This window comes from Nonomuraea sp. NPDC004702 (assembly GCF_053601695.1).
In genome coordinates this window covers 120,815-141,315 of the sequence record NZ_JBSGCE010000015.1, presented here as the reverse complement: position 1 = coordinate 141,315, position 20,501 = coordinate 120,815, and the positions used below count along the sequence as shown (strand labels likewise).

The following is a 20,501-nucleotide window of genomic DNA, read 5'->3' as shown; positions in this document are numbered from 1 at the left end:
CATGCAGACACAGACGGGCGACGACCTGATGGCGCGCATCCTCGCCCGCCCCGCCGACGACGAGGCCCGCGGCCAGGCCGCCAACGACCTGCTCAACGAGCTGTTCGACGGCTATCCCGTCGAGAACCTGCGCGTCCTGCTGCGCAGCGGCGACGACGACGCCGTGCAGACCGGCGCCTGGCTGCTGTCGGAGCTGGGCGAGCCGGCCGAGCCGCTGCTGGACGAGGTCCCCGCCCTGCTGGCCCACCCGCGGATCCAGGTGCGGTTCTTCGCCGTCGAGTTCGTGCTGCTCGCCGCGGACGAGAGGCACGCCGGCGTCATCGCCCAGACCCTCGCCCTGAGCCGGACCTCCGACACCGCCATCCGGTGGAAGGTCCTGCACTTCCTGGCGATGGCCTCGACCGAACAGCTCATGGCGGGGCTGTCCAGGCTGGCCGACCCCGAGGTCGGACGGCTCGCGGCCGGGCTGGTCGCCGCCGACACCGAGGACCCCGACCCGGGCGAGGTCGTCGCCGCGCTGGAGGGCGACGACCCGGTGGCCCGCCTGTTCGCCGCGGCGATCGCGACGCGCATGGCCGAGGACGACGCGGCGTTGCTGCGTCTCGCCGCCAGGGTGAAGGACGAGGAGGTCAGTTCGTTCGCCCAGTGGCAGCTCATGCGGCTCCAGGGCTAGCACGCACGCCTCACCGGCCGTCGAGGAGGAGCGGCGGCAGGATCAGCAGCCAGAAGACGGCGACGGCGACGCAGCTGATCAGGGTGCGGGCGAGGTGTGACGGGGCTCGCCGCCGGCGGATCGGCGTGTCCACGGCCCTGGTCACCGCGGCTCGGACGCGGAGCCCAGGTGCTGCTCCAGCCGTTCGATGCGCTCGATGAGCGGCTGCAACTGCTGCCGCACCGCCACGGCCAGCGCCTGCGCCGGATCGCCGGCGGCCGACGTCTGGGCGCGCAGGTGCACGTAGCCGGCCAGGGCCGCCGTGACGGCCCGGCGGACCAGGCGGGACTCGGCGCCCAGCGCCCGCAGGACCTGGCCGGCGGTGCCGTCGGGCTCGGTGATCAGCCCCAGCAGCAGGTGTTCGCAGCCGACGTAGTTGTGGCCCATCGCGGTCGCCTCGGTGACCGTCAGTTCGAGGGCGCCGGCGGCGGCGTCGCTGAAGTGCACCACCGGGTTCCCGCCGGCCCCGCCTTCCTCGCCGGCCGGCTGTCGGTCCAGGTCGCGCTGGACCTGGGCGGGGTCGATGTCGACAGCTCTGAGCACGTGCAACGCCAGGTTCTGCCCCTCGGCCAGCATCCCGGCCAGCAGGTGCCCGGTGCCGACGGCCGGCGCCGCGTCGGCGCGGGCCCGGTCGATGGCCAGCTTGACGACCGTGCGGGCGCGGTCGGTGAAGCGCGGCAGCCGTTCGGCCAGGTCGCCGGCGTCCAGTTCGCCGAGGGCGGTCTGGCGGATGGCGGTGATCCTGCGCACCGCCTGCTCCAGCGCGCGCTGGCAGATCGCCGACACCGGGACGCCGGCGGCCTTGACCGCCTCGGCCAGCTCGTCGGGGAGGTACACGTTGATCTTCGGCATGGCGACGCCTTTCCAGCCTTGGGGGTATCGGCGGGTTACCTCCTACCTATACACCCATAGGGGTTAGCTGTTCCAGACTTTATGCCCCCACGGAAATTGACAACAGGCGGCTTCAGCCACCACCCTTTCACTATTCAATTAGTGAAAGGGTGATCCGTTGATCGAGTTCAGCCTGGACCGCGGCTCGGGGGTCTCGCGCTACCTTCAGCTCGTCCACCAGGTCAAACAGGCGCTCCGGCTAGGCACGCTGCGGCCCGGCGACCAGTTGCCGACCGCCCGCGAGGTGGTCGAGAGCCTGGCCATCAACCCCAACACCGTGCTCAAGGCGTACCGGGAGCTGGAACGCGAAGGGCTGGTCGAGGGGCGGCCGGGGATGGGCACGTTCGTCCGGGAGGGCGTCGCGGGGGCGACGCTCGCCGAGCACACGCGGTTGCGACGCGGTCTGGAGGCGTGGGTGCGGCAGGCCCGGTCGGCGGGGCTCGATCAGGAGGACCTGCGGGCGTTGTTCGCCGTGGTCCTGGCCGACGCCGCGAAGGAGGAAGTGGCATGAGCCCCGCGCTGGAGGCGACCGGGCTGGGGGTGCGTCATCGCCGTACCTGGGTGTTACGCGACCTTTCGCTGGCCGTGCCCGCGGGGCGCGTGGCGGCGCTCGTCGGGCCCAACGGCGCGGGCAAGACCACGCTCATGCACGCGGCCGTCGGCCTGCTGCGGCCCGCGGCGGGGAGCGTCCGCGTGACCGGCGAGGCGGCGTTCGTGGCGCAGGACAAGCCGCTGTACGAGAGCTTCACCGTCGCCGAGATGCTCGCCTTCGGCCGCCGCATGAACACCCGCTGGGACGACGCGGCCGCCGCCGACCGGCTCACCCGGCTGGGCGTCCCGCTGGGGCGCAAGGTGAGCGCGCTGTCGGGCGGGCAGCAGGCGCAGGTGGCGGTCACCCTGGCGCTGGCGAGCCGGCCCGACCTGCTCGTGCTGGACGAGCCACTGGCCAACCTCGACCCCCTGGCCCGCCACGACGTGATGCGCTCGATCATGGCCGAGGCCGCCGACCGGGCGCTGACCGTGCTGCTGTCCTCGCACGTCGTCTCCGACCTGGAGGACACCTGCGACTGGCTGATCCTGCTGAACGGGGGCCGGGTGCAGGTCAGCGGTGACATCGAGGAACTGCTGGAGGGGCATCTCGTGCTCACCGGACCGCAGGAGGCGTCGACGGCGGGGGCGCGGGTGGTGGCCGAGAGCCGTACCGGCAGACAGGCCGCGCTGCTGGTGAGAGGCGGGCCGCCGCTCGATCCGCGCTGGCAGGCGCGCCGCCCCGGCCTGGACGAGCTCGTCATGGGCTACCTGCGCAGCCCCGGGTCGGCGGCGCTGCCGCACCTGACGGAGGTGGACGCGTGATCTGGGTGACGTGGCGCCAGCACCGGGCGCAGATCGTCGTGACGGCGGGGTTCCTGGCGTTGCTGGGGCTGCTGCTGCTGGGCTCGGCGGCGGAGGCCGGCTGGTACGTGGCCGAGCACGCCCCGCCCGGCTGCCCGGGGCCCGCCGTGGCCTGCGGAGAGCTGGCGGTGGCGCTCGGCGAGCGCTACGACGCGGTGTACTCGGTGTTCGGCTGGATGCCGCTGGTGGCGCCGGCGCTGATCGGGGCGTTCTGGGGCGCGCCGCTGCTCGGCCGGGAGTACGAGCGCGGCACCCACCGCCTGGCCTGGACCCAGGCCGTGCCCGTGTGGCGGTGGCTGGCGGTCAAACTGTCGATCCTGGGCGGCGCGGTCGTGGCGGGCGGCCTGCTGCTGTCGATCATGGTGAGCCTGTGGCGGCCGGTGTTCAGGGAGGGGGTCGACTCCACGTTCGGCAACATCGGGACGTTCAACATGGTCGGGGTGGAGCCGGCGGCGTGGTGGTTGTACGCGTTCGCGCTCGGCACCGCCGCCGGCACCCTGTTCCGCCGTACGCTGCCCGCGATGGCGCTGGTCGTGGCGGGGGTGACGGTGACGATGTTCACGCTGTTCCAGCTGAGCGACCACTACGCCGAGCCGGCGCGCGCCGTGCTGTCCGGCACCGTGGTGCTGGACGACCCCGACGCCCGGCTGGTGAGCGACGCCTGGGTGGAGCCGTCCGGGAGGGAGGTCGCCGAGCCGGCCGGCACCGGCTGCCCGCGCCGGGTCGACGTCGGCCAGAGCGGCAAGAACGCCGAAGCCTGGCAGGCATGCCTGTTCGGCAAGGGGTACCGGTACGCGGTGTACCACCATCCGCCGTCCAGGTTCTGGCGCTTCCAGTGGACCGAGGCGGGGATCCTGGTCCTCCTGCCGGCTGCCCGCGCCGGCCTGGCCGTGCGCCGCGCCCTCCGCCGTACCGGCTGACCGGCTGACCGGCCGGTACGGCGGCGCACGTCAGCGGACGGGCGGATCCCACCAGGTCAGGTTGGCGGCGGCCTGGGACACCGGTTCGATGATCTCCCACGCCTCGGCGATGCGGCCGCCGTCCAGGCGCCAGATGTCCACGACCACGATCTCCGGGCCGCCGTCCGGCGCCTGGCGGCGCGAGTGCATCACGACGTGGTCGCCGTCGGCCAGCACGTGGTCGAGCTCCACGCGCATGCCGGCCAACGGGACGAGCGCGGCACGCACGGCGCCGAGCCATTCCGTCTTGGTCGAGGCCGCAGAACCGGGCCGGTGGTGGCGGAAGTCGTCGCTCAGCAGGGGCGCGAGCGCGTCGACGTCGCCCGTCCCGATCAGTTCCGTCAGCGCGCGCTGCACGACGGCCTTGTTGTCGTTCGTCATGGGGACACTCTGGCCAGCCGTGCCGGGGATGTCGATGAAAAGGGATTTCATGGCGGACGTCCAGTAGTCTCGGCGGCCATGCGGACTGTCGGGGACATGTTGCGGCAATGGCGGCACCGAAGGCGGCTCAGCCAGCTCGATCTCGCGCTCGCCGCCGGCGTCTCGGCCCGGCACGTGAGCCTGGTCGAGACCGGTAAGTCCAACCCGAGCGCCGAGATGATCCTGCGGCTGGCCGGCCGGCTGGACGTACCGCTGCGGGAGCGCAACCGGCTGCTGCTCGCCGCCGGCTTCGCCCCCCGGTACGCCGAGCGGCCGCTCACCGGGGACGCGCTGTCGACGGCCGGGGAGGCGATCGCGCGGGTGCTGCGCGCCCACGAGCCGTACCCGGCGGTCGTCCTCGACCGCCGGTGGAACATCGTGATGAGCAACCGGGCCATCGACCCGTTCCTCGTGGACGTCGCGCCCGACCTGCGGCGCGCGCCGGTCAACATCGTCCGGCTGGGGCTGGAGCGCGGCGGGCTCGCACCCCGGATCGTCAACCTGCCCGAGGTGCGCGCGGTGCTCCGGGCCCGGATCTCACGCCAGCTCGCCGTCGCCCCCGACGCCGAGCTGCAGGCGATCTACGAGGAGCTGCTCGCGCCGGGCTTGGAGGAGGCGGGCCGGTCGGCCGAGTCGGAGGTCACCGTCCCGATGATCTTCCGGTTCGGCGACGCCGAACTGCGGCTGTTCTCGACCACCACCACGTTCGGCACCCCGATGGACATCACGCTGGACGAGATCTCGATCGAGTCGTACTACCCGGCCGACGCCGAGACCGCCGCCTATTTCGTGAAGTTCGGCGCGGAGGTGCTGGCGGGGGAGTGACCGCGTGGGCGGGTTCTCCCGGTACGGACCGGGTGCCCCCGATCGGCGATGACGTTCGTCATCGCCGATCGTCCACTTCCGCATCTGCCGGTCGGACGGCGGCGCGGCGGAGACTTTCCGGCGACGGCGACTTCGTGCCCCCTTCGGACCCTCCCGGAGAGAAGGGGCCTCGAAGCCTGAGCACTCCGGAAGGGAACACTCCGATGAGCAAGGTCATCTGCGCCCACGCGGTGTCGGTCGACGGCTTCATCACCGGCCGCGACCCCGGCGCCGGGCGCGGCCTCGGCGACGCGTCCATGCTGTTCGACTGGTACTTCGACGGCGACACCCCCAGCCAGGTCTTCGACGGGTTCAAGCTGAGCGCGCCCAGCGCCCGGCTCTTCGACGCCCTGGCCGCCCGCGTCGGCGCGATCGTCGCCGGACGCCGCACCTACGACGACTCCGACCACTTCGGCGGCGGCAGCCCCCACCCGGGCGCCCGCCTGGTCGTCCTCAGCCACCGCCCGGCGCCGGAGATCACCGGCCGCCAGACGCTGGTCACCACCGGCGTCCACGACGCGATCGCCGCCGCCCGCCAGGCCGCCGGCGGCAAGGACGTCGGCCTCATGGGCGGCGGCGTGGTCACCGAGGCGCTGCGGGCGGGCCTGGTCGACGAGGTGGTCCTGCACCAGGTGCCCGTCCTGCTCGGCGGCGGCCGCCCGTTCTTCGGTGAGCTGCCGGAGCACGTACGCCTGCGCCTGGTCGAGGCCGTGCCCGCGCCGGGCGTGACCCACCTGCGCTACGAGGTGGCCCGATGATCCTCGTCACCGGAGGGCTCGGCATGATCGGCGTGCACACCGCCCGCGCGCTCGCCGACCTCGGACGCCGGGTCGTCGTCACCGCGCACCGCCGGGCCGAGGTCCCCTCGTTCCTGGCCGGCCGGGTCGCCGTGGAGCCGCTGGACGTCACCGACCGGGACGCCTTCCTGGCCCTGGCCGCCCGCCACGACGTCGGCGACATCGTCCACCTGGCCGGCGGCATCCCGGGCGCGGACCCGGTGGACTTCTTCCGCGCCGACACCACCGGCCTGCTCAACGCGCTGGAGGTGGCGCGGGCCAGGGGCGTGCGCAGGTTCGCCGTCGCGAGCAGCCTGGGCGTCTACGCCGGGCGGCCGGAGACCCGGTGGCACGAGGAGCTGCCGCTGCCCGCCGCGGACCTGCCGCACCCGATCGTCGCCCTCAAGAAGGCCGCCGAGCCCCTGACCACGCACGGCCTCCAGGGCAGCGGGGTCCAGCCGGTCGTGCTCAGGATCGGCAGCGTGTGGGGGCCGCTGATGGACCCGGAGTCGCCGTTCAACCACATCCCGCCGTACGTCGGCGCCGCCCTGCGGGGCGAGCGGCCGCCGCCGCTGCACGCCGGCGACGGCGGCGACACCTGCTACGCGCCCGACGCCGGGCGCGCGATCGCCCTGCTGATGACCGCGCGAGCCCTGCCGCACACCGTCTACAACGTCTCCAGCGGCCGGCCGTTCACCAACCGCGACCTGGCCGACGCCGTACGGGCGGCCGTCCCCGGCTCCCGGCCCGGCCTCCTGCCCGGACGGTCCGGCCCTGACGGGGACGACCCCTGCCTCGACATCGCCCGGCTCACCCGCGACACCGGCTTCGAGCCGGCCTTCGACCTGGCCGCGGCGGTCGCCGACTACGTCGCCTGGCGCGCCCGCAACCCCCGCTAGCACGACCGGGCGAGCGGCCCGGGGTCAGACCACCTCGAAGGTGCTCATCATGGCCATGTCCTCGTGTTCGAGGTTGTGGCAGTGCAGGACGTACCGGCCTCGGTAGCCGGTGAAGCGGGTGATGATCTCCACGGTCTGCGCCTCCCGCAGCTCGACGGTGTCCTTCCACTCCGGCGGGCCGTCCGGCCGTTCGCCGCCGACCGAGAGCACCTGGAAGGGCGCCAGGTGCAGGTGCACGGGGTGGGCGACGTCGCTGGTCACCCGCCAGATCTCGACCTGGCCGAGCTTGGGCCGGGCATCGACGCGGCGCACGTCGAAGGGCTTGCCGTTGATCAGCCAGCCGGTGTGGCCGCGCAGGTCGCCGCTGCTGAACTCGAAGTCGCGGGTCACCGCGGCCGAGGCCGGGTCGAGGCGTTCGACGGTGGACAGGACCTTGGGGATCGCCGAGTCGTCGCGGGCGTCGCGCTCGACGGTGAACCGCATCACCCGGGCCTGCGGCCCTTCCCCGAGCAGGTTGCGCAGCTCGACGTGGTCGCCGACCCGGTAGGCGGCGAAGTCCACGATCACGTCCGCGCGTTCCCCGGGCGCCAGCCGGATCCGCTGGAGCGGACGCGGCGCCGCCAGCAGGCCGCCGTCGCTGCCGATCTGGGTCAGGGTGCCGCCGGGCGACAGGGCCAGCTCGTACGTGCGGGCGTTGGAGGCGTTGAGCAGCCGCAGCCGGTGACGGGCGCGGTCCACGCCCAGCTGCGGCCAGGGCGCGCCGTTGACCAGGATGACGTCCCCCAGCACGCCGCCCATGAACGCCTCGCGGGCGCCGGGGCCGTCCTGCCTGCCGGGGTAGGGCATCGTCCCGTCGGCCTGGAAGGCGCGGTCGCAGATCAGCAGCGGCACGTCCCGATCGCCCGACGGGAGCGGCAGCCGGTCCTGCTCGTCGTCGTCCACGATGAAGAAGCCGGCCAGGCCGCGCCAGACCTGCGGCCCGGTGTAGTCCATGCGGTGGTCGTGGTACCACAGCGTGGCCGCGCGCTGCTCCAGCGGGAAGACGTGGTCGCGGTGCGCGCCCGGCTGCACCAGGTCGGTGGGGAAGCCGTCGGACTCGGGCGGGGTGTGCCCGCCGTGCAGGTGGGTGACCGTCGGGGCGGGCAGCCGGTTGCCGACGCGCACGACGGTCCGGCGGCCGGAACGCGCCCGGATGGTGGGGCCGGGGAACTGCCCGTCGTACCCCCAGACCGGGGTGCGCAGGCCCGGCAGGATCTCCACCTCGGCCGGGCGCTGGAGGAGTTCGTAGTAGTCGGCGCCCGCGTCCGTCCTGGCCGGTCTGGCCACCGCGGGCCGCGGGAGCGGCACGGCGTACGGCGCGGGCAGCGGCGCCTGGCTGGTCATCAGCTGGGGCAGCGGGGTGCGGGTCAGCAGCGAGCAGCCCGAGACGCCCAGCGCCGCGCCCACGCCGAGCAGCCGCAGCGCCTGCCGCCTGGTCATGCCGGTCATGCCGGTCATGCCGACGTCGTCCGGAGGCGGCCGGCGGACCAGACCCGCGCGGTCTGCACCATGCTGCCACCGAACATCAGCACGCCGAGCGGCACGTGCACGCCCTTCACGTGCGCCATGCCCAGCGCCATCTGGACCAGCGTCGCCACCAGCATGCCGACGGCGGCCAGGATGGCCGCCCGCTGCTTGGTCATCACCGCGGCGACCAGGTACAGCAGCACGGTGGCCGCGACGGCCATCGCCGTGGCGCTGTGGGCGGCCCGGCCGCCCGGCGAGCTGAGCAGCAGCCCGGCGGTGACGGCCTGCAGCAGCAGGGCGACGGTCTGCGCGGCGAGCGCGATACGCAGGAACATGACGGTTCTCCTAACGGGACGAGGTCGAGGGACGGGCGGTGACCGCGGCGACGACGACCAGCACGAAGGCGGCCAGCGCGGTCAGGGTGCGCAGGGTGTGGAACAGCTCCCACCGCTGGAAGACCTCCGCGTGGCCGGCCGGCACGGAGCCGGCGGCCCACTCGCGGAACCGCGCGTGCAGCGGGACGTTGCCGAACACGGTGATCAGCAGCGAGGCCACCGCCAGCGCGGCGGCGCCGGAAGCCAGCCGGCGCGGCAAGTCGCGAGCGGCGAGCGCCAGCCCGAGGGTGGTCAGGATGGCCAGGGCCATCGCGCTCTGCATGACCGGCTCGTTGACCTTCATCATCGTGGTGTGGAAGGTCAGGCGCACGTCCAGCGGCACGGCGCCGAACGTGGGCACCACGTTGGCGGCGCCGTATCCGAACGCGCCCGCGAGCAGCCCGGTCGCCAGCAGCGCGGCGCCCTGGAGGTACCTGACTCGGGTTCTCATGTCTGGTAATCGTCGTCCGGCCGGGGCTCCGTGGCGTCCCACCGGCGGACTCATCTGCCGCTACCCCAGCGGGATCAAATGCCGGCCGCGTCTACGACGACGGATGTAGTGCCGCGCTACCGCGCCGTACCACCGGCGCCGTAAAAAGGCCCGTGACCAGGGCGTTCCTGGTCACGGGCCGAGGTGTACGCGGGGCCGTCAGGCGTCGCAGAACCAGCCGTTCTCGACCCAGCCGTTGGCGTTGACGTTGCCGTAGGCGAAGCCGTACACCCATTCCTTGTAGGCGCCGTCGAAGCCCTTGACGGTGAAGCTCTGGCCCCGGTGGAGGGTGCCGACGAAGTCGCGGACCATCAGGTCGTCCGCGCACACCGTCAGCCGGCGGCCGACGTCGTCCGCCCCCGCGTACGGGTACGGTCCGGCGGCCTGGGCCACCCCGCTGCTCACGGCGAGCACCGCCGCCAGCGTGCCCGCGCCGACGATGAGCCGTGCGATGTGCTTGCGCGTTTTCATCGAAACCGGTCGTCCTCTCGGTCTTCGGGAATCTCCGTGCGGCAAGCTACCCGGCCAGGCCGAAAAATGGGGGGTTTCCGATATTTCCGGGCGTTAACGAAGGTAGGAGGCGCCGTTGAGGTCGAGGACGGTGCCGCTGGCCCATTCGGCCGCCGGCGAGGCCAGGTAGAGCACGGCGGCGGCGATCTCGTCCGCCTCCCCGACCCGGCCGAACGGGCTCTGCGCGCGGATCGCGTCCCCCGCGGGCGGTTTGAGGTGCTCGGTGGTCATGTCCGTCGCCACGAAGCCGGGGGCCACGGCGGCGACCGCGATGCCGTGCGGGGCGAGGGCCACGGCCAGCGACTGGCTCATCGCGTTCAGGCCCGCCTTGCTGGCCCCGTAGCCGGGGGCGTCGGGCTCGCCGCGGAAGGCGCCGCGGGAGCTGACGTTCACGATGCGGCCGCCGGCGCGCATGTGGCGCAGGGCGCACCAGGCCAGGTTGGCCGGGCCCATCAGGTTCACCTCGAACGCCTGGCGCCAGGCGGCCTGCCACTCCTCGTACGACGTCGTGGCGATGGGGTGGAGATGGTAGACGCCCGCGTTGTTGACCAGGACGTCGAGCCCGCCCAGCGCCCCCGCCGCCTCGTCGGCCATGCGCCGCACGCCCTCGGGGTCGGCCAGATCGGCCTGGACGACGACGTGCCCGGAACCGGCCAGCTCGCCGAGCACGCCCTCGGCCGCCCGCGCCGAGTCGCGATGGTGGACCGCGACCCGGTCACCCTGGGCGGCGAACGCGATCGCCACCGCCCTGCCGATGCCCCTGGACGCTCCCGTGACGAGTACCGCGCGACCGCTCACCCGCCGCACCCTAGCAGCCGCCCGCCGAAGGGTTCCGCGGGCCCCGGAGGCGCCGGGTCAGCCGCCGTGTTCGGCCCAGTCGTGCAGGGCGTCGACGGTGCCGGAGGCGTCGAGGTTGAGCGCCGCCTCGATCAGCGCCAGATGCGTGAACGCCTGCGGGTAGTTCCCCGCCATGTGCCCGTCGCCGGTCATCTCCTCGGCGAACAGCCCGAGCGGCTCGGCCCGCGCGCACAGCGTCTCGAACCGGTCGCGGGCCTCGGCCGTCCGACCGGCCAGCACCAGCGCCGAGACCATCTCGAACGAGCACATCAGGAACGCCCCCTCCGGCCCGTCCACGCCGTCGCGGGTGGTCTCGGGGTCGTAGCGGTGCACGAGCGCGCCGCCCTCGCCCAGGCGGGCCTGGATGTGGTCGAGGGTGCCGAGCACGCGGGGGTCGTCGCCGTCCAGGAAGCCGAGCAGCGGCAGCCGCAGCAGCGAGCCGTCGGCCTGGTCGGACCCGTAGGACTGGGTGAAGGCGCCGACGTCGGCGTTGTAACCGCGCTCCAGCAGCTCGGCGCGGACGGCCGCGCGCTCGGCCCGCCACTGCGCCACGGGCAGGCCGGGCTCGCCGGTCGCCTCCGCCAGCCGGACCGCGCGGTCGAAGCAGACCCAGGCGTACAGCTTGGAGTAGGTCCAGTGACGTTCGCCGCCGCGCACCTCCCAGATGCCGGCGTCCGGCTCCCGCCACCGCTCGCGGGCCCGCTCCACCAGCCGCCACAACACCGGGCCGCCGTTCAGCTCGCCGGTCACGCCGTGGTAGGCCATGGCCGCGTCCAGGACGTGGCCGTAGCCGTCGAGCTGGTGCTGACCCGCGGCGCCGTTGCCGATCCGCACCGGACGCGAGCCCGCGTACCCCTCCAGATGGCCGAGGACGGTCTCGTCGGCGACCGGCCCGCCGCCGACGCCGAACACCGGCGGCAGGTCGCCCTCGTGGATCGCGCACTGGCCGAGCAGGAACGTCAGGTAGCGGCCCGCCTCCTCGCGATGGCCGAGCCGCAGCAGCGCCAGCACCATGAGCGCGGCGTCGCGGTGCCACACGTAGCGGTAGTCCCAGTTGCGCTGGCCGCCGAGCCACTCCGGCAGCGACGTCGTGGGCGCCGCGAGCAGCCCGCCGCTCTCGTCGAACAGCAGCCCGCGCAGCACGACCGCGCTGTGCCGCACCTGCCGCGCCCCCACCCCGTCGTAGGCCGACCGCGACGACCACGACCGCCACGACCGCACGGTGTCGGCCAGCAGCCGCTCGGGGTCGCCGACGGGCGCGTGCCCCTGACCCGCGTAGTCGAGCGCGACCGCCCACGACTCGCCCGCGCCGAGGGTGGTCTCGGCCATGGGCCGCGCCGTCGGCCCGTCGGCCACCCCTTCCGTCACCCCTGCCATGCCGGTCAGCAGCAGGCCGGACTCCTCGGCCAGCACGCCGTCGCGCGGCGTCCAGCGGGCCTCGCGGGTGGCGTAGTCGGGCCTGGCCAGCACCCGCGAGCGCACGACCGCCCGCCCCCGCTCGCACCTGGCCCACCGCACCAGCAGCCGGACGGGCACCACGCCGCTGCCGCCCGTCCCCGGCGGCGACGTGGCGAAGAAGTCGTGCACCACGACCTCGCAGTCGCGGCCGACCCAGCGGGTGCGCAGCACCAGCGTCTCCTCGACGTAGCCACGCCCCTCGACCCGCGCGCCGGCCACGTCGAACTCCCACGCCCCGCCGAGCCGCCGGTCGAGGATGCGCGCGAACACGCTCGGGCCGTCGAAGCGCGGCGCGCACATCCACTCCACCGCCCCGCCGGGCGCGACCAGTGCCGCCGTGTGACAGTCCGACAGGAACGCGTACGCCCCGATCGGTGGAAATCCCCCGGCCATCCGTGCACCCCGTACCTCTTCATCGCGCCCCCCGTGCCGGGTTGCCCGATGTCGCCGCAGGTTAAACGGGGTGCGCGGGCAGCCGGCGGTCGAGCAGGAGCGCGCCGCGGCCCGGCAGCAGGGAGGCGCACCACTCGCGCAGCGCGGCCGGCCGGGGGCCGCCGACGTCGGCGGTGTCGAGCAGGTCGGCCCAGTCGAGCAGCGACTCGGCCAGCATGAGCGGCACCCCGCTGCGTTCGTGCACCTCGGCGGCGGCCTCGAAGTGCTCGCTCGCCCGCGCCGGGTCGCCCATCGTCACGCACAGGTGGGCCAGGTAGTGGTGGCCGCAGTGGTGGGCGACCGTGCCGTGGCCGAACGTCTCGCCGTCGGCGGCCAGCGACGCGTACAGCCGTTCGGCGAGCTCGGGACGGCGCAGGTGCGCCGCGGCCACGGCCAGGTTGTCCAGGGCGGGCCGGTGGGCCATGTTGCGCGGCGGCACGCCGCCGCGGTCGGCCAGGATGCGGTCGAGCAGCGGCCCGGCCTCCTCGTCGCCCATCTCGCACAGGTAGCGCAGCACGGCGTGCACCGGGTCGACGCGCGGCGCCTGGGCGGCGCGGCGCAGCCGGTCGCGCAGCTCCCACAACCGGCCCTGGAGCCGGCGGATCTCGGAGATCTGCTCGGAATAGATGGCCACGGCCTCCAGGCGGCGGCCGATCTCACTGCCGAGCCGCATGGCCGACAGCGCCTCGGTCTCGGCCTGGGCCAGGTCGCCCTGCATGAGCGTCAGGCCCGCCCTGGAGTAGCCGATCAGCCAGTTGAGCTGCGGCTGGGCCAGCCGGCGGGCCAGCTCGTCGGCCTGGTCGAGCAGCGTCGCGGCGCGCGCGGTGTCGCCGCTGTCCAGCACCGGCGGGGTGCGCTGGACGTAGGCGTGGAACAGCGCCAGGTCGTCGCCCGTGCGGCGGGCCGCCTCCAGCATCTCGTCGCCGTCGCGGTGGCGCTGGTGCAGCGGGTCGGCTGGGATGATCGTCAGGCTGCGCATGCCGAGCACGCTGGCCAGCGTGCGCGGGTCGCCCGACTTGCGGGCCAGCGCCACCGCCTCGTCGCTCAGCGCGAAGCGCCGCTCGCCGTCGGGCGCCCAGATCAGCTCGGAGGCGAGCAGGGCGGCCAGCAGCGCCCGGGTGCTGAGGTCGGTCGAGTCGACCAGCTTGCGCGCCTCGGTCAGCAGCGCGATGCGGCGCTGGTCGGGGGCGGCGGAGATGCTGGAGAAGCCGCGGTCGCCGCCGAGCGCGGCCACCACGATCAGGTCGTCGCGCCCGCACTCCCTGGCCAGCTCCGCGGCCTGGTGCAGGGTCTCGCGCGCCTCCGGGTGCCCGGCCAGCCACATCGCCCGGCCGCAGTCCATCAGCAGCTCGGCACGCCGTTCCGGGGAGGCGCCGGGGAAGTCCGCCAGCAGGCCGAGCACCCGCTGGTACCAGGTGACCGCCTCACGGTGGGCCAGCCCGGCCAGCGCGTGGCGGGCCGCCTGCACGCCCGCCTCGGCGGCCTCGGCCGTCCGGCGCGGGTCGCGGCCGTGCTCGGCGGCGGCCAGCAGATGGGTGGCCACGACGTACGGGCGCGACTCCATGGCCTGCGGGTCGGCCTGGCACAGGGCGTCGGCGACCCGGCCGTGCAGCAGCCCGGCGCGGGGGGCCGACAGCGTGGCGTACAGGGCGGTACGGGTCAGCTCGTGGGAGAACTGGCACTGGCCGCCGTCGGCCATGGTCACCAGGCCCGCGCCCATGGCCTCCTCGACGGCGGCCACGAAGCGCGCCTCGTCCAGGCCGAGGCCCAGGCGCAGCGCGGCCGACTCCATGCGCTCGCCCACGGCCAGCAGGCTGACCAGGTCGCGGGCGTCGGGGTGGAGCTGCGCCAGACGCGCCCGGACCATGCGGGTGACCGAGTCGGGGACGGTCAGCGCGTCGAGATCGGCGCCCGCCGCCAGCTCCCTGGCCACCTCGGTGACCAGGAACGCGTTCCCGCCGGTGATCCGGTACAGCAGCTCGGGGTCGCCGTCGCTGCGCACCTCCGACAGGGCCCGGCTGACCTCGTCCATGCCGAAGGAGGAGACCTGCACCAGGCGGCCGCCGGCGGTCAGCTTGTGCAGCTCGGGCATCGCGGACTCGACGGGCACCGGGCGCGAGGTGGCCAGGATCAGCAGCGGCAGCGAGTCGGCGTCCCACATCAGGGAGTGCAGCATCTGCAGCGACTCCAGCGTCGCCCACTGCAGGTCGTCGATCACCAGCAGCACCGGCCGCACGGTGGCCAGGCGCTCGATGAGCGTGCGGGCCGCGGCCATCAGGTGGTAACGCTCGGAGACCGGCTCGGTGGCGGGCGGCACGGCCAGCGACAGCGGGGGAGCGGCCAGCGAGGGCGCCAGCCGGACGAGCTGCCCGCACTGCTGGTCGACCCCGGCCCGCAACAACAGCGCCGGCGAGGTGCGGGCCAGCCGCTCGACCGCCCCGGCGATCGGCTCGTACGCCTGCCGCGCCGGATCGGTGCACCGCCCCGCCAGCACGGTGAACTGCCGCTTGAGCGCCCGCCGCGCCACGACCGAGGCCAGCCGGGTCTTGCCGACGCCAGGATCGCCCTGCAGGATCACCAGCCCGCTGCCGAACTCGGCCGCCCCCAGCTCCTCCTCCAGCGCCCGCAGCTCCTCGTCCCGGCCGACGAACGGCAGCACGTGCCCGCTGTCCAGCCAGGGCGCCAGCCCGCCGGCGTGCTGGTTGTCGGCGCTCTGCCAGTGGAGCTCGTAGGTGTGCATCGGCTCCCGCAGGCCCTTGCCCGGCAGCCGGCCCAGGTCCTTGAACTCGTGCCGGCTGCGGCCCTGGGCCAGCCGGCGCACCAGGTCGGTGCAGAGCACCTGGCCGCCCTCGGCCACCGCGACCAGCCGGGCCGCCTCGACCGTGGGCAGCCCGCTGACGTCGTCGTCGCCCCAGCACACGTCGCCCGCCGCCAGCGCGGCCCTGATCGAGATCTTCTCCAGCGCCCGCTCGTTCTCGGCCGCGACGGCCTGCTCGACGGCGATGACCGCGTCGAGCCCCGCCGTGGCCGAGCCGAACACCGCCATCAGCCCGTCGCCCAGGCTCTTGGTGAACGTCGAGCCGCTGGCCGTCACCACCGAGTGCAGGAGCTGGTAGAGCCGGCGGAAGACGACGTTCGCGCGTTCCTCGCCCAGCCTGATCCGCAGGGCTGTGGAGCTGACCACGTCGGTGAACAGGATGGTGGCCGTGGTCAGCGTGCCCGGCTCGTGCGGGGTGCTCACGCGGGTGGTCCCTCCTTCCGCACGGGGGCCCTGGCCGCCTTGCCCACGCCCTTCCGCACGCCCTTGCGGACGCTGTGGCGGAGCCTGCGCGTGCGGCGCGCCGTCTTCGACTGCCGGACGCGCCACTGGGCGGCCAGCTCCTCGGGGATCTGGAAGGCGGCGTGGCCGCCCGAGTAGCGGTCGATCATGGCGATGACGATGTGCTTGCCCGCCCGGCGCACCAGCCAGCGCACCACCGCGTCGACCGGGCCCATCAGGCGGCCGTACCGGTTGCCGGCCCTGGCCGCGGCGAACAGCGCGTTGAACCACCACGCCGGCGGCGGCACGTCGAGCAGCGCCGGGACCTGGGCGGCGTTGTAGCGGGCGTCGCGGAAGACCCAGTGCACCAGGCTGCGCGGCAGCTTGCGCCAGCCCAGGTGCATGAACTCCTCCATCTCCGCCAGCAGCACGGCCATCAGCCTGCGGCCCTCGTCGCTCGACTCGTACAGGCGGCCGAGCCGTTCGCTGACCGGCGGCACGTCGTCGAGGGTGAGCGGCCGGTCGCGGCACGCCTCGACGCCCATGAGGTGGCCGAAGACGCTCCACGTGTACAGGTGGGCGGCCTTGTCGTCGTCGCTGAGGCGCACCCCCATGCTCTCCAGAGCCTCCCACGTGACGACCGAGAAGTCGAAGATGGTGGCCAGCAGCAGTTCCTGGTTGACCGGCGGGCCGAACCTGGCGGTGTCCCAGTCGTCGCCGAAGTGCTCGGTGGCCAGCGCGCGCACGAACGAGTGCAGGATGCGCAGCCCGATCGCCGTCGTGTGCCCCGGACGGCCCGGCGTCAGGCTGTCGGTGGCCTTCAGGCCCATGACGTCCACCAGCATCTGGCCGGTCTCGGCGACCCGGCGGGTGAGGCTGTGCGTCGCCAGGTCGGACACGCCGGCCAGCACCTTGGCGCTGGAGATCTCGACGTAGGCCATGGGCAGGCACTTGCAGAACAGCGCGACCGACTGGTACAGCCCGTAGTCGGAGAAGACGGCCTGGCCGCGGGCCAGCAGCTCGGCGTCCTCACCCCACTCGGGCAGGTCCTTGCCGAAGTCGATGGCGTCGAAGATGGCCGAGGGGCCGGTCTCGCCCGAGGGGGCCCGCGCCTCCCGCTTGGCCCGGCCGAGCTCCACCACGACCGCGCGCAGCAGGGACAGCGCGTTCTCCCCTGCGGGCCTGGTCTCCAGGTAGCCGGCCACGATCTTGTCGATGTCCGGGTCGGCCTGCTGCCGTAACTGCCGGAACCGTTCCGCCGGCCAGCGCTCGGCGGGGCCGTTGTCGTGCTCGTTCATGTTCCCCGTACTCCAGATCCGGTCAGAGACCTCCGCGTTTGCGCAGCGCCTCGACGTCCAGCAACGTGATGGTCCGCCCCTTCATGGCGATGAGGCCGCGGGCGGCGAGCGACTGCAGGGCCCGGTTGACCGCCGGGCGGGACGCGCCGATCAGCGCGGCGAGGTCCGACTGGGTCAGCCCCGGCATGTCCACGACCGGGCCCTGGGTCTGGCCGCGCTTGACCGACAGTTGCAGCAGCAGCTTGGCCAGGCGCCCGCCCAGGTCGAGGAAGGCCAGGTCGGCGGCCTGCCCGGTGAGCCTGCGCACCATCTGCCCGAGCATGCGCAGGAACTCGTCGGCCAGCCCGGGATGCTCCCGCATCAGCTCCAGCAGCCGCGCCCTGGGCAGCGCGAAGATCCAGCAGGGGCGCACGGCGATGATCGACGCCGACCGCGGCGAGTCGTCCAGCAGCGCCATCTCGCCGAAGGTCTCCGCCCGGCCCAGCATGTTGAGCACGATCTCGTCGCCGTGCTCGGTGGTGAAGACGACCTTCACCAAGCCGTCGAGCAGCACGTACAGGGATTCGCCCGGATCGCCCTGGTGCAGGATGATCTGCCCGTTGCGGTATCTGCGCGCCACCCCGGCGCGCACGGTGCTGGTGATCCCGGCCGGTCCGAGCACACGGAACAGCGGGACCTCCGCCAGCACGGCGGCGACCGCCTGGACGTCGTGTGGAACCGCCCCGCTGCTGGCGCTCATGGAAGAACTTTAGGACGCGAACGCCGATCGGGCAGTAAGTGGTAAGCGATCTCCCGAATGTGACGAGCGCCACACCCGCACTGTGTCGTCCGCGACAGTGCGCGAAGGCCGCCCGGAGCACCGTTGGGGGGCCGGTCGAACGAGGTTGACCCCCGAGGACCCCGGCCGGCGGGGAGACGATGATGCAGTTGGATACGTTGGAGCGCCGCGACACCGCCACCCTCGTGTCGGACGCCCAGGAGGGCGACGCCCAGGCGTGGGAGCGGCTGGTCGAGGAGTTCACGCCGATGCTGCGGTCGAGGATCCGGCGCTTCCGGCTCGGCCACGAGGACGCCCAGGACGTGCTCCAGACCACCTGGTTGCTGGCCTGGCAGAACCTCAAGAGCGTCGAGGACCCCCAGCGCATGCCCGGCTGGCTGGCCACGATCGCCTTCCGCGAGTGCCTGAAGCTGACCAGGCGCACCCGGGAGATCTGCACGCCCGACCTCGACACGCTCGGCAGCACGGACGACGTGGACAGGGAACTGGCCAGGATCTGGCTGGCCGGCACGCTGGAGGAGCTGGTCGAGGAGCTGCCCGCGGCCCAGCGCGTGCTGTTTCGAGCACTCACGGAAACCTCCGAGCCGCACTACGTGGACGTCGCCCGCCGGCTGGGCCGGCCGGTCGGCAGCATCGGCCCCACCCGCGCCCGCTGCTTCGCCAGGCTGCGCGGGCTCCTGCAGGACCGCGAGATCACCAGGGACTTCCTGGACTGAGTCCTAGTTTCCTGACCGGTCAAGAGGGATCGCCTCCAGGAAGGGCTCGAAGTCGAAGCGCGCCATCTCGTAGGCGTCGGGATCGGTCACCTCGGGGAAGGCGTACATCTTGCGCCGCGTCCCGGGGAGCAGCCGGTCGGCCCGCGGAGCCTCGGGGACCGGCTCCGGCAGCGTGCCGCGGGCCGTCTCCGCCTCCAGGGCCGCGGTGAGCTCCGGCCCGAACGGCGGGTCGTAGAGCGCGCCCACCCGCTGGTAGGTGCGGAAGTAGCCGACGATGAAGCGCATGCGGTCGGGGTAGGACACCCAGTCGGTCACCCCGGCGGTGGCCTGCTCGACGTCGTCCGGGATGAACTCCTCGGCGAGCTTGCGCACCTTGTCGTTCCTGATCGGCCGCCAGGCGAGCGCCATGTCCACGCCCGGCGGCGGGGCCAGCGGCCGGCCGACCCTGACGTCGCTGAGCGGCGTGCGCACGGCGAACAGGTGACGGGTGTACAGCGAGGACCACTTGGCCTCCAGCACGCGCGTCAGCCACGGCTGGTCCTCGTGCCGGGCGCTGAACAGCGGGAAGCGCGGGTAGGGGCGCCGGGTCACCAGCGAGCGCAGCGACCGCCACGACATCCGGGTCAGCCACCGCACCGGCCGGTACAGCACCAGCTCCAGAGCCTTCTGCGCGCGCTTCTGCTCGTAGGCCGACAGCGCCACGCCGGCCCCGAACATCAGCTCGGCCCGCTCGTCGGGGTCGGTGGCCGCGCGCGCCTGCCGCAGCAGCAGGGCGGCGTCCCGCAGGTAGCGCTCGTCGGCCTCCTCCAGCAGCCCGGACAGGAACTCCGGCGGCATCGGCGTGTTCTCCGACTCCGGGCTCACCTTGACGTAGCAGTCGGGCGTGCCGTTCCACAGGTTGGCCGCCAGGCTCGCGGTCTCCAGGAAGATCGCCCGGTTGGCCAGCGCCAGCCCGAGCTGGTAGCTGGGGCCGAGCAGGGTCAGCAACATGGCGCGGAACAGGCGGCGCAGGCGGGCGGGCACGTGCAGCCGGTCGCCGAAACCGGTCAGGAAGGGCGAGCCCGGAGTCAGGTCGAGGCTCTCGGCGACCGCCTTGGAGGTCCATTTGGCGTAGCAGTACCAGTTGGTCGCGTCCTGGCCCAGGTGCTGGGCGAGGTCCCCGGCGACACGGTGGTAGCCATGGGCGATGACCATGGCCTCAAGCGCAGGGTTCCTGTCCTTGCAGGCGGCGATGCGCAGCACGTCGTCCGCCGTCATCGGAGCGCCTGGCGCAAGCGCTTGTTCCACTTCGGACATGAGGTCTCCCGTCAGTGGTCCCCCCTGGGACCGTCGATCCTCACCGGGTCAGAGCGCGTCCGGTGACGTGAGATACAGGGCGGCGGTCCCGCTTTCCCCGTGACCGCCGCCCGGAGCGTAGGGCGGGTGACTTGCGGTGCGGTTGCAGGGCGATCCGAGCCCCCGCCGGAGCGCCCGCCGCCCCGGGAGGGGCCCGGGGCGGCGGCCGGCTACTCCTGCACCGATATCTTGCTGATCACGACGAAGCCGCCGAGCGCCCCCGCGGAGCCGGCGGCCGTCGTCGTGGTGAGGTTGACCACCAGGTCATAGGTGCCCGGGCCGAGCTGGCCGCGCATCGGGACCGACGCGGTGTACCGTCCCGAGCCAGGGGTGAACGTCATCTCCACGGGAGGCGAGGGATGACGGGTCTCACCACCTCCCAGCAGGTCGGCGATGATCTCCACATGCCACCGTCCGGCCAGCCAGTCGACCAGCTCGCCGGCGACCTCCCAGCTCACGTCAACGGTCCAGCCCTCGCCGCATCTCACGACGTTCGTGGGCTGGGCGCCCGGGTCCACAACCTGACCGTGCAGCACGCCGCTCAACTGCTCGGCCGGAACCTTCATCACCTGGAACTCACCGGTCGCCATGTCGC

22 protein-coding genes are annotated in these 20,501 nt (G+C 73.6%); 8 read left to right on the top strand and 14 right to left on the bottom strand.

What is annotated here, in order from left to right; genetic code table 11:
- Position 1 precedes the first annotated feature (1 nt).
- On the top strand, positions 2 to 673 hold the full coding sequence (locus tag ACWEJ6_RS20615; RefSeq protein ID WP_452425366.1) for a hypothetical protein: 672 nt from the start codon (positions 2 to 4) through the stop codon (positions 671 to 673).
- Positions 674 to 683: 10 nt separating this feature from the next.
- Here ACWEJ6_RS20615 and ACWEJ6_RS20610 read toward each other — a convergent pair whose 3' ends face one another.
- Entirely contained in the window at positions 684 to 806 is a 123-nt protein-coding gene (locus tag ACWEJ6_RS20610) for a hypothetical protein (RefSeq protein ID WP_452425364.1), read from the bottom strand.
- Between the two features lie 8 nt (positions 807 to 814).
- Positions 815 to 1,564 carry a Clp protease N-terminal domain-containing protein gene (locus tag ACWEJ6_RS20605; RefSeq protein WP_452425362.1) on the bottom strand — a complete coding sequence of 250 codons (750 nt, stop codon included), beginning with the start codon at positions 1,562 to 1,564 and terminating at the stop codon, positions 815 to 817.
- A gap of 157 nt (positions 1,565 to 1,721) precedes the next feature.
- On the opposite strand from ACWEJ6_RS20605, the gene ACWEJ6_RS20600 reads away from it, so the two are divergent.
- From ACWEJ6_RS20600 to ACWEJ6_RS20590, 3 genes are read left to right on the top strand one after another with little or no spacing between them, the layout of a single operon-like run.
- Positions 1,722 to 2,114, top strand: coding sequence for a GntR family transcriptional regulator (locus tag ACWEJ6_RS20600; RefSeq protein WP_387650453.1), 393 nt, complete (start codon positions 1,722 to 1,724; stop codon positions 2,112 to 2,114).
- Positions 2,111 to 2,956, top strand: coding sequence for an ABC transporter ATP-binding protein (locus tag ACWEJ6_RS20595; RefSeq protein WP_452425360.1), 846 nt, complete (start codon positions 2,111 to 2,113; stop codon positions 2,954 to 2,956). The genes ACWEJ6_RS20600 and ACWEJ6_RS20595 overlap by 4 nt, the downstream gene beginning before the upstream one ends.
- Entirely contained in the window at positions 2,953 to 3,915 is a 963-nt protein-coding gene (locus ACWEJ6_RS20590; protein WP_452425358.1) for an ABC transporter permease, read from the top strand. The genes ACWEJ6_RS20595 and ACWEJ6_RS20590 overlap by 4 nt, the downstream gene beginning before the upstream one ends.
- Positions 3,916 to 3,945: 30 nt before the next feature.
- Here ACWEJ6_RS20590 and ACWEJ6_RS20585 read toward each other — a convergent pair whose 3' ends face one another.
- Positions 3,946 to 4,335 (bottom strand): nuclear transport factor 2 family protein, encoded by a 390-nt coding sequence (locus ACWEJ6_RS20585; RefSeq protein ID WP_452425357.1) that lies wholly within the window; start codon positions 4,333 to 4,335, stop codon positions 3,946 to 3,948.
- A 78-nt stretch (positions 4,336 to 4,413) separates the two neighbouring features.
- Between ACWEJ6_RS20585 and ACWEJ6_RS20580 the strand changes: the two genes are divergently transcribed.
- The 3 genes from ACWEJ6_RS20580 (at position 4,414) to ACWEJ6_RS20570 (ending at position 6,913) form a co-directional block, all read left to right on the top strand.
- On the top strand, positions 4,414 to 5,199 hold the full coding sequence (locus ACWEJ6_RS20580) for a helix-turn-helix domain-containing protein (protein ID WP_387665034.1): 786 nt from the start codon (positions 4,414 to 4,416) through the stop codon (positions 5,197 to 5,199).
- A 203-nt stretch (positions 5,200 to 5,402) separates the two neighbouring features.
- A complete protein-coding gene (locus ACWEJ6_RS20575) occupies positions 5,403 to 5,996 on the top strand; it encodes a dihydrofolate reductase family protein (protein ID WP_452425354.1) in 594 nt (197 codons plus the stop codon).
- Positions 5,993 to 6,913: an NAD-dependent epimerase/dehydratase family protein gene (locus ACWEJ6_RS20570; protein WP_452425352.1), complete on the top strand. Its 921-nt coding sequence runs from the start codon at positions 5,993 to 5,995 to the stop codon at positions 6,911 to 6,913. Before ACWEJ6_RS20575 ends, ACWEJ6_RS20570 begins: the two co-directional genes overlap by 4 nt.
- Before the next feature lie 24 nt (positions 6,914 to 6,937).
- On the opposite strand, the gene ACWEJ6_RS20565 is transcribed toward ACWEJ6_RS20570, so the two are convergent.
- From ACWEJ6_RS20565 to ACWEJ6_RS20525, 9 genes are all read right to left on the bottom strand, one after another.
- Complete coding sequence (locus tag ACWEJ6_RS20565; protein ID WP_452425350.1) at positions 6,938 to 8,410, bottom strand: multicopper oxidase family protein; 1,473 nt, start codon at positions 8,408 to 8,410, stop codon at positions 6,938 to 6,940.
- Positions 8,407 to 8,754 (bottom strand): hypothetical protein, encoded by a 348-nt coding sequence (locus ACWEJ6_RS20560; protein WP_387665044.1) that lies wholly within the window; start codon positions 8,752 to 8,754, stop codon positions 8,407 to 8,409. Before ACWEJ6_RS20560 ends, ACWEJ6_RS20565 begins: the two co-directional genes overlap by 4 nt.
- Positions 8,755 to 8,764: 10 nt before the next feature.
- Entirely contained in the window at positions 8,765 to 9,244 is a 480-nt protein-coding gene (locus tag ACWEJ6_RS20555) for an anthrone oxygenase family protein (protein ID WP_452425348.1), read from the bottom strand.
- Positions 9,245 to 9,442: 198 nt separating this feature from the next.
- Positions 9,443 to 9,754, bottom strand: coding sequence for a hypothetical protein (locus tag ACWEJ6_RS20550; RefSeq protein WP_452425346.1), 312 nt, complete (start codon positions 9,752 to 9,754; stop codon positions 9,443 to 9,445).
- Between the two features lie 93 nt (positions 9,755 to 9,847).
- On the bottom strand, positions 9,848 to 10,591 hold the full coding sequence (locus ACWEJ6_RS20545; protein WP_387665051.1) for an SDR family NAD(P)-dependent oxidoreductase: 744 nt from the start codon (positions 10,589 to 10,591) through the stop codon (positions 9,848 to 9,850).
- A gap of 57 nt (positions 10,592 to 10,648) precedes the next feature.
- Entirely contained in the window at positions 10,649 to 12,481 is a 1,833-nt protein-coding gene (locus ACWEJ6_RS20540) for a glycoside hydrolase family 15 protein (protein ID WP_452425344.1), read from the bottom strand.
- Between the two features lie 61 nt (positions 12,482 to 12,542).
- Positions 12,543 to 15,761, bottom strand: a complete 3,219-nt coding sequence (locus ACWEJ6_RS20535; protein WP_452425342.1) for an ATP-binding protein — start codon at positions 15,759 to 15,761, stop codon at positions 12,543 to 12,545.
- Positions 15,758 to 17,077 carry an oxygenase MpaB family protein gene (locus ACWEJ6_RS20530; RefSeq protein ID WP_452425340.1) on the bottom strand — a complete coding sequence of 440 codons (1,320 nt, stop codon included), beginning with the start codon at positions 17,075 to 17,077 and terminating at the stop codon, positions 15,758 to 15,760. The genes ACWEJ6_RS20535 and ACWEJ6_RS20530 overlap by 4 nt, the downstream gene beginning before the upstream one ends.
- A gap of 22 nt (positions 17,078 to 17,099) precedes the next feature.
- A complete protein-coding gene (locus tag ACWEJ6_RS20525; protein ID WP_352361358.1) occupies positions 17,100 to 17,816 on the bottom strand; it encodes a Crp/Fnr family transcriptional regulator in 717 nt (238 codons plus the stop codon).
- A gap of 188 nt (positions 17,817 to 18,004) precedes the next feature.
- Between ACWEJ6_RS20525 and ACWEJ6_RS20520 the strand changes: the two genes are divergently transcribed.
- The gene (locus ACWEJ6_RS20520; protein WP_352327786.1) at positions 18,005 to 18,571 is read left to right on the top strand and encodes an RNA polymerase sigma factor; all 567 of its coding nucleotides are present in this window, start codon (positions 18,005 to 18,007) and stop codon (positions 18,569 to 18,571) included.
- 3 nt (positions 18,572 to 18,574) lie between these two features.
- Here ACWEJ6_RS20520 and ACWEJ6_RS20515 read toward each other — a convergent pair whose 3' ends face one another.
- A complete protein-coding gene (locus ACWEJ6_RS20515; RefSeq protein WP_452425338.1) occupies positions 18,575 to 19,828 on the bottom strand; it encodes a hypothetical protein in 1,254 nt (417 codons plus the stop codon).
- 248 nt (positions 19,829 to 20,076) lie between these two features.
- Positions 20,077 to 20,496, bottom strand: a complete 420-nt coding sequence (locus ACWEJ6_RS20510) for a hypothetical protein (protein WP_358285694.1) — start codon at positions 20,494 to 20,496, stop codon at positions 20,077 to 20,079.
- Between the last annotated feature and the right edge of the window lie 5 nt (positions 20,497 to 20,501).

What these genes read in the sequence shown, in the direction of transcription:
- ACWEJ6_RS20615 (WP_452425366.1), top strand. Translation starts at nt 2, where the DNA reads ATGCAGACACAGACGGGCGACGACCTGATGGCGCGCATCCTCGCCCGC.
- ACWEJ6_RS20605 (WP_452425362.1), bottom strand. Translation starts at nt 1,564, where the DNA reads ATGCCGAAGATCAACGTGTACCTCCCCGACGAGCTGGCCGAGGCGGTC.
- ACWEJ6_RS20595 (WP_452425360.1), top strand. Translation starts at nt 2,111, where the DNA reads ATGAGCCCCGCGCTGGAGGCGACCGGGCTGGGGGTGCGTCATCGCCGT.
- ACWEJ6_RS20585 (WP_452425357.1), bottom strand. Translation starts at nt 4,335, where the DNA reads ATGACGAACGACAACAAGGCCGTCGTGCAGCGCGCGCTGACGGAACTG.
- ACWEJ6_RS20580 (WP_387665034.1), top strand. Translation starts at nt 4,414, where the DNA reads ATGCGGACTGTCGGGGACATGTTGCGGCAATGGCGGCACCGAAGGCGG.
- ACWEJ6_RS20575 (WP_452425354.1), top strand. Translation starts at nt 5,403, where the DNA reads ATGAGCAAGGTCATCTGCGCCCACGCGGTGTCGGTCGACGGCTTCATC.
- ACWEJ6_RS20570 (WP_452425352.1), top strand. Translation starts at nt 5,993, where the DNA reads ATGATCCTCGTCACCGGAGGGCTCGGCATGATCGGCGTGCACACCGCC.
- ACWEJ6_RS20565 (WP_452425350.1), bottom strand. Translation starts at nt 8,410, where the DNA reads ATGACCGGCATGACCGGCATGACCAGGCGGCAGGCGCTGCGGCTGCTC.
- ACWEJ6_RS20560 (WP_387665044.1), bottom strand. Translation starts at nt 8,754, where the DNA reads ATGTTCCTGCGTATCGCGCTCGCCGCGCAGACCGTCGCCCTGCTGCTG.
- ACWEJ6_RS20555 (WP_452425348.1), bottom strand. Translation starts at nt 9,244, where the DNA reads ATGAGAACCCGAGTCAGGTACCTCCAGGGCGCCGCGCTGCTGGCGACC.
- ACWEJ6_RS20550 (WP_452425346.1), bottom strand. Translation starts at nt 9,754, where the DNA reads ATGAAAACGCGCAAGCACATCGCACGGCTCATCGTCGGCGCGGGCACG.
- ACWEJ6_RS20540 (WP_452425344.1), bottom strand. Translation starts at nt 12,481, where the DNA reads ATGGCCGGGGGATTTCCACCGATCGGGGCGTACGCGTTCCTGTCGGAC.
- ACWEJ6_RS20530 (WP_452425340.1), bottom strand. Translation starts at nt 17,077, where the DNA reads ATGAACGAGCACGACAACGGCCCCGCCGAGCGCTGGCCGGCGGAACGG.
- ACWEJ6_RS20525 (WP_352361358.1), bottom strand. Translation starts at nt 17,816, where the DNA reads ATGAGCGCCAGCAGCGGGGCGGTTCCACACGACGTCCAGGCGGTCGCC.
- ACWEJ6_RS20515 (WP_452425338.1), bottom strand. Translation starts at nt 19,828, where the DNA reads ATGACGGCGGACGACGTGCTGCGCATCGCCGCCTGCAAGGACAGGAAC.
- ACWEJ6_RS20510 (WP_358285694.1), bottom strand. Translation starts at nt 20,496, where the DNA reads ATGGCGACCGGTGAGTTCCAGGTGATGAAGGTTCCGGCCGAGCAGTTG.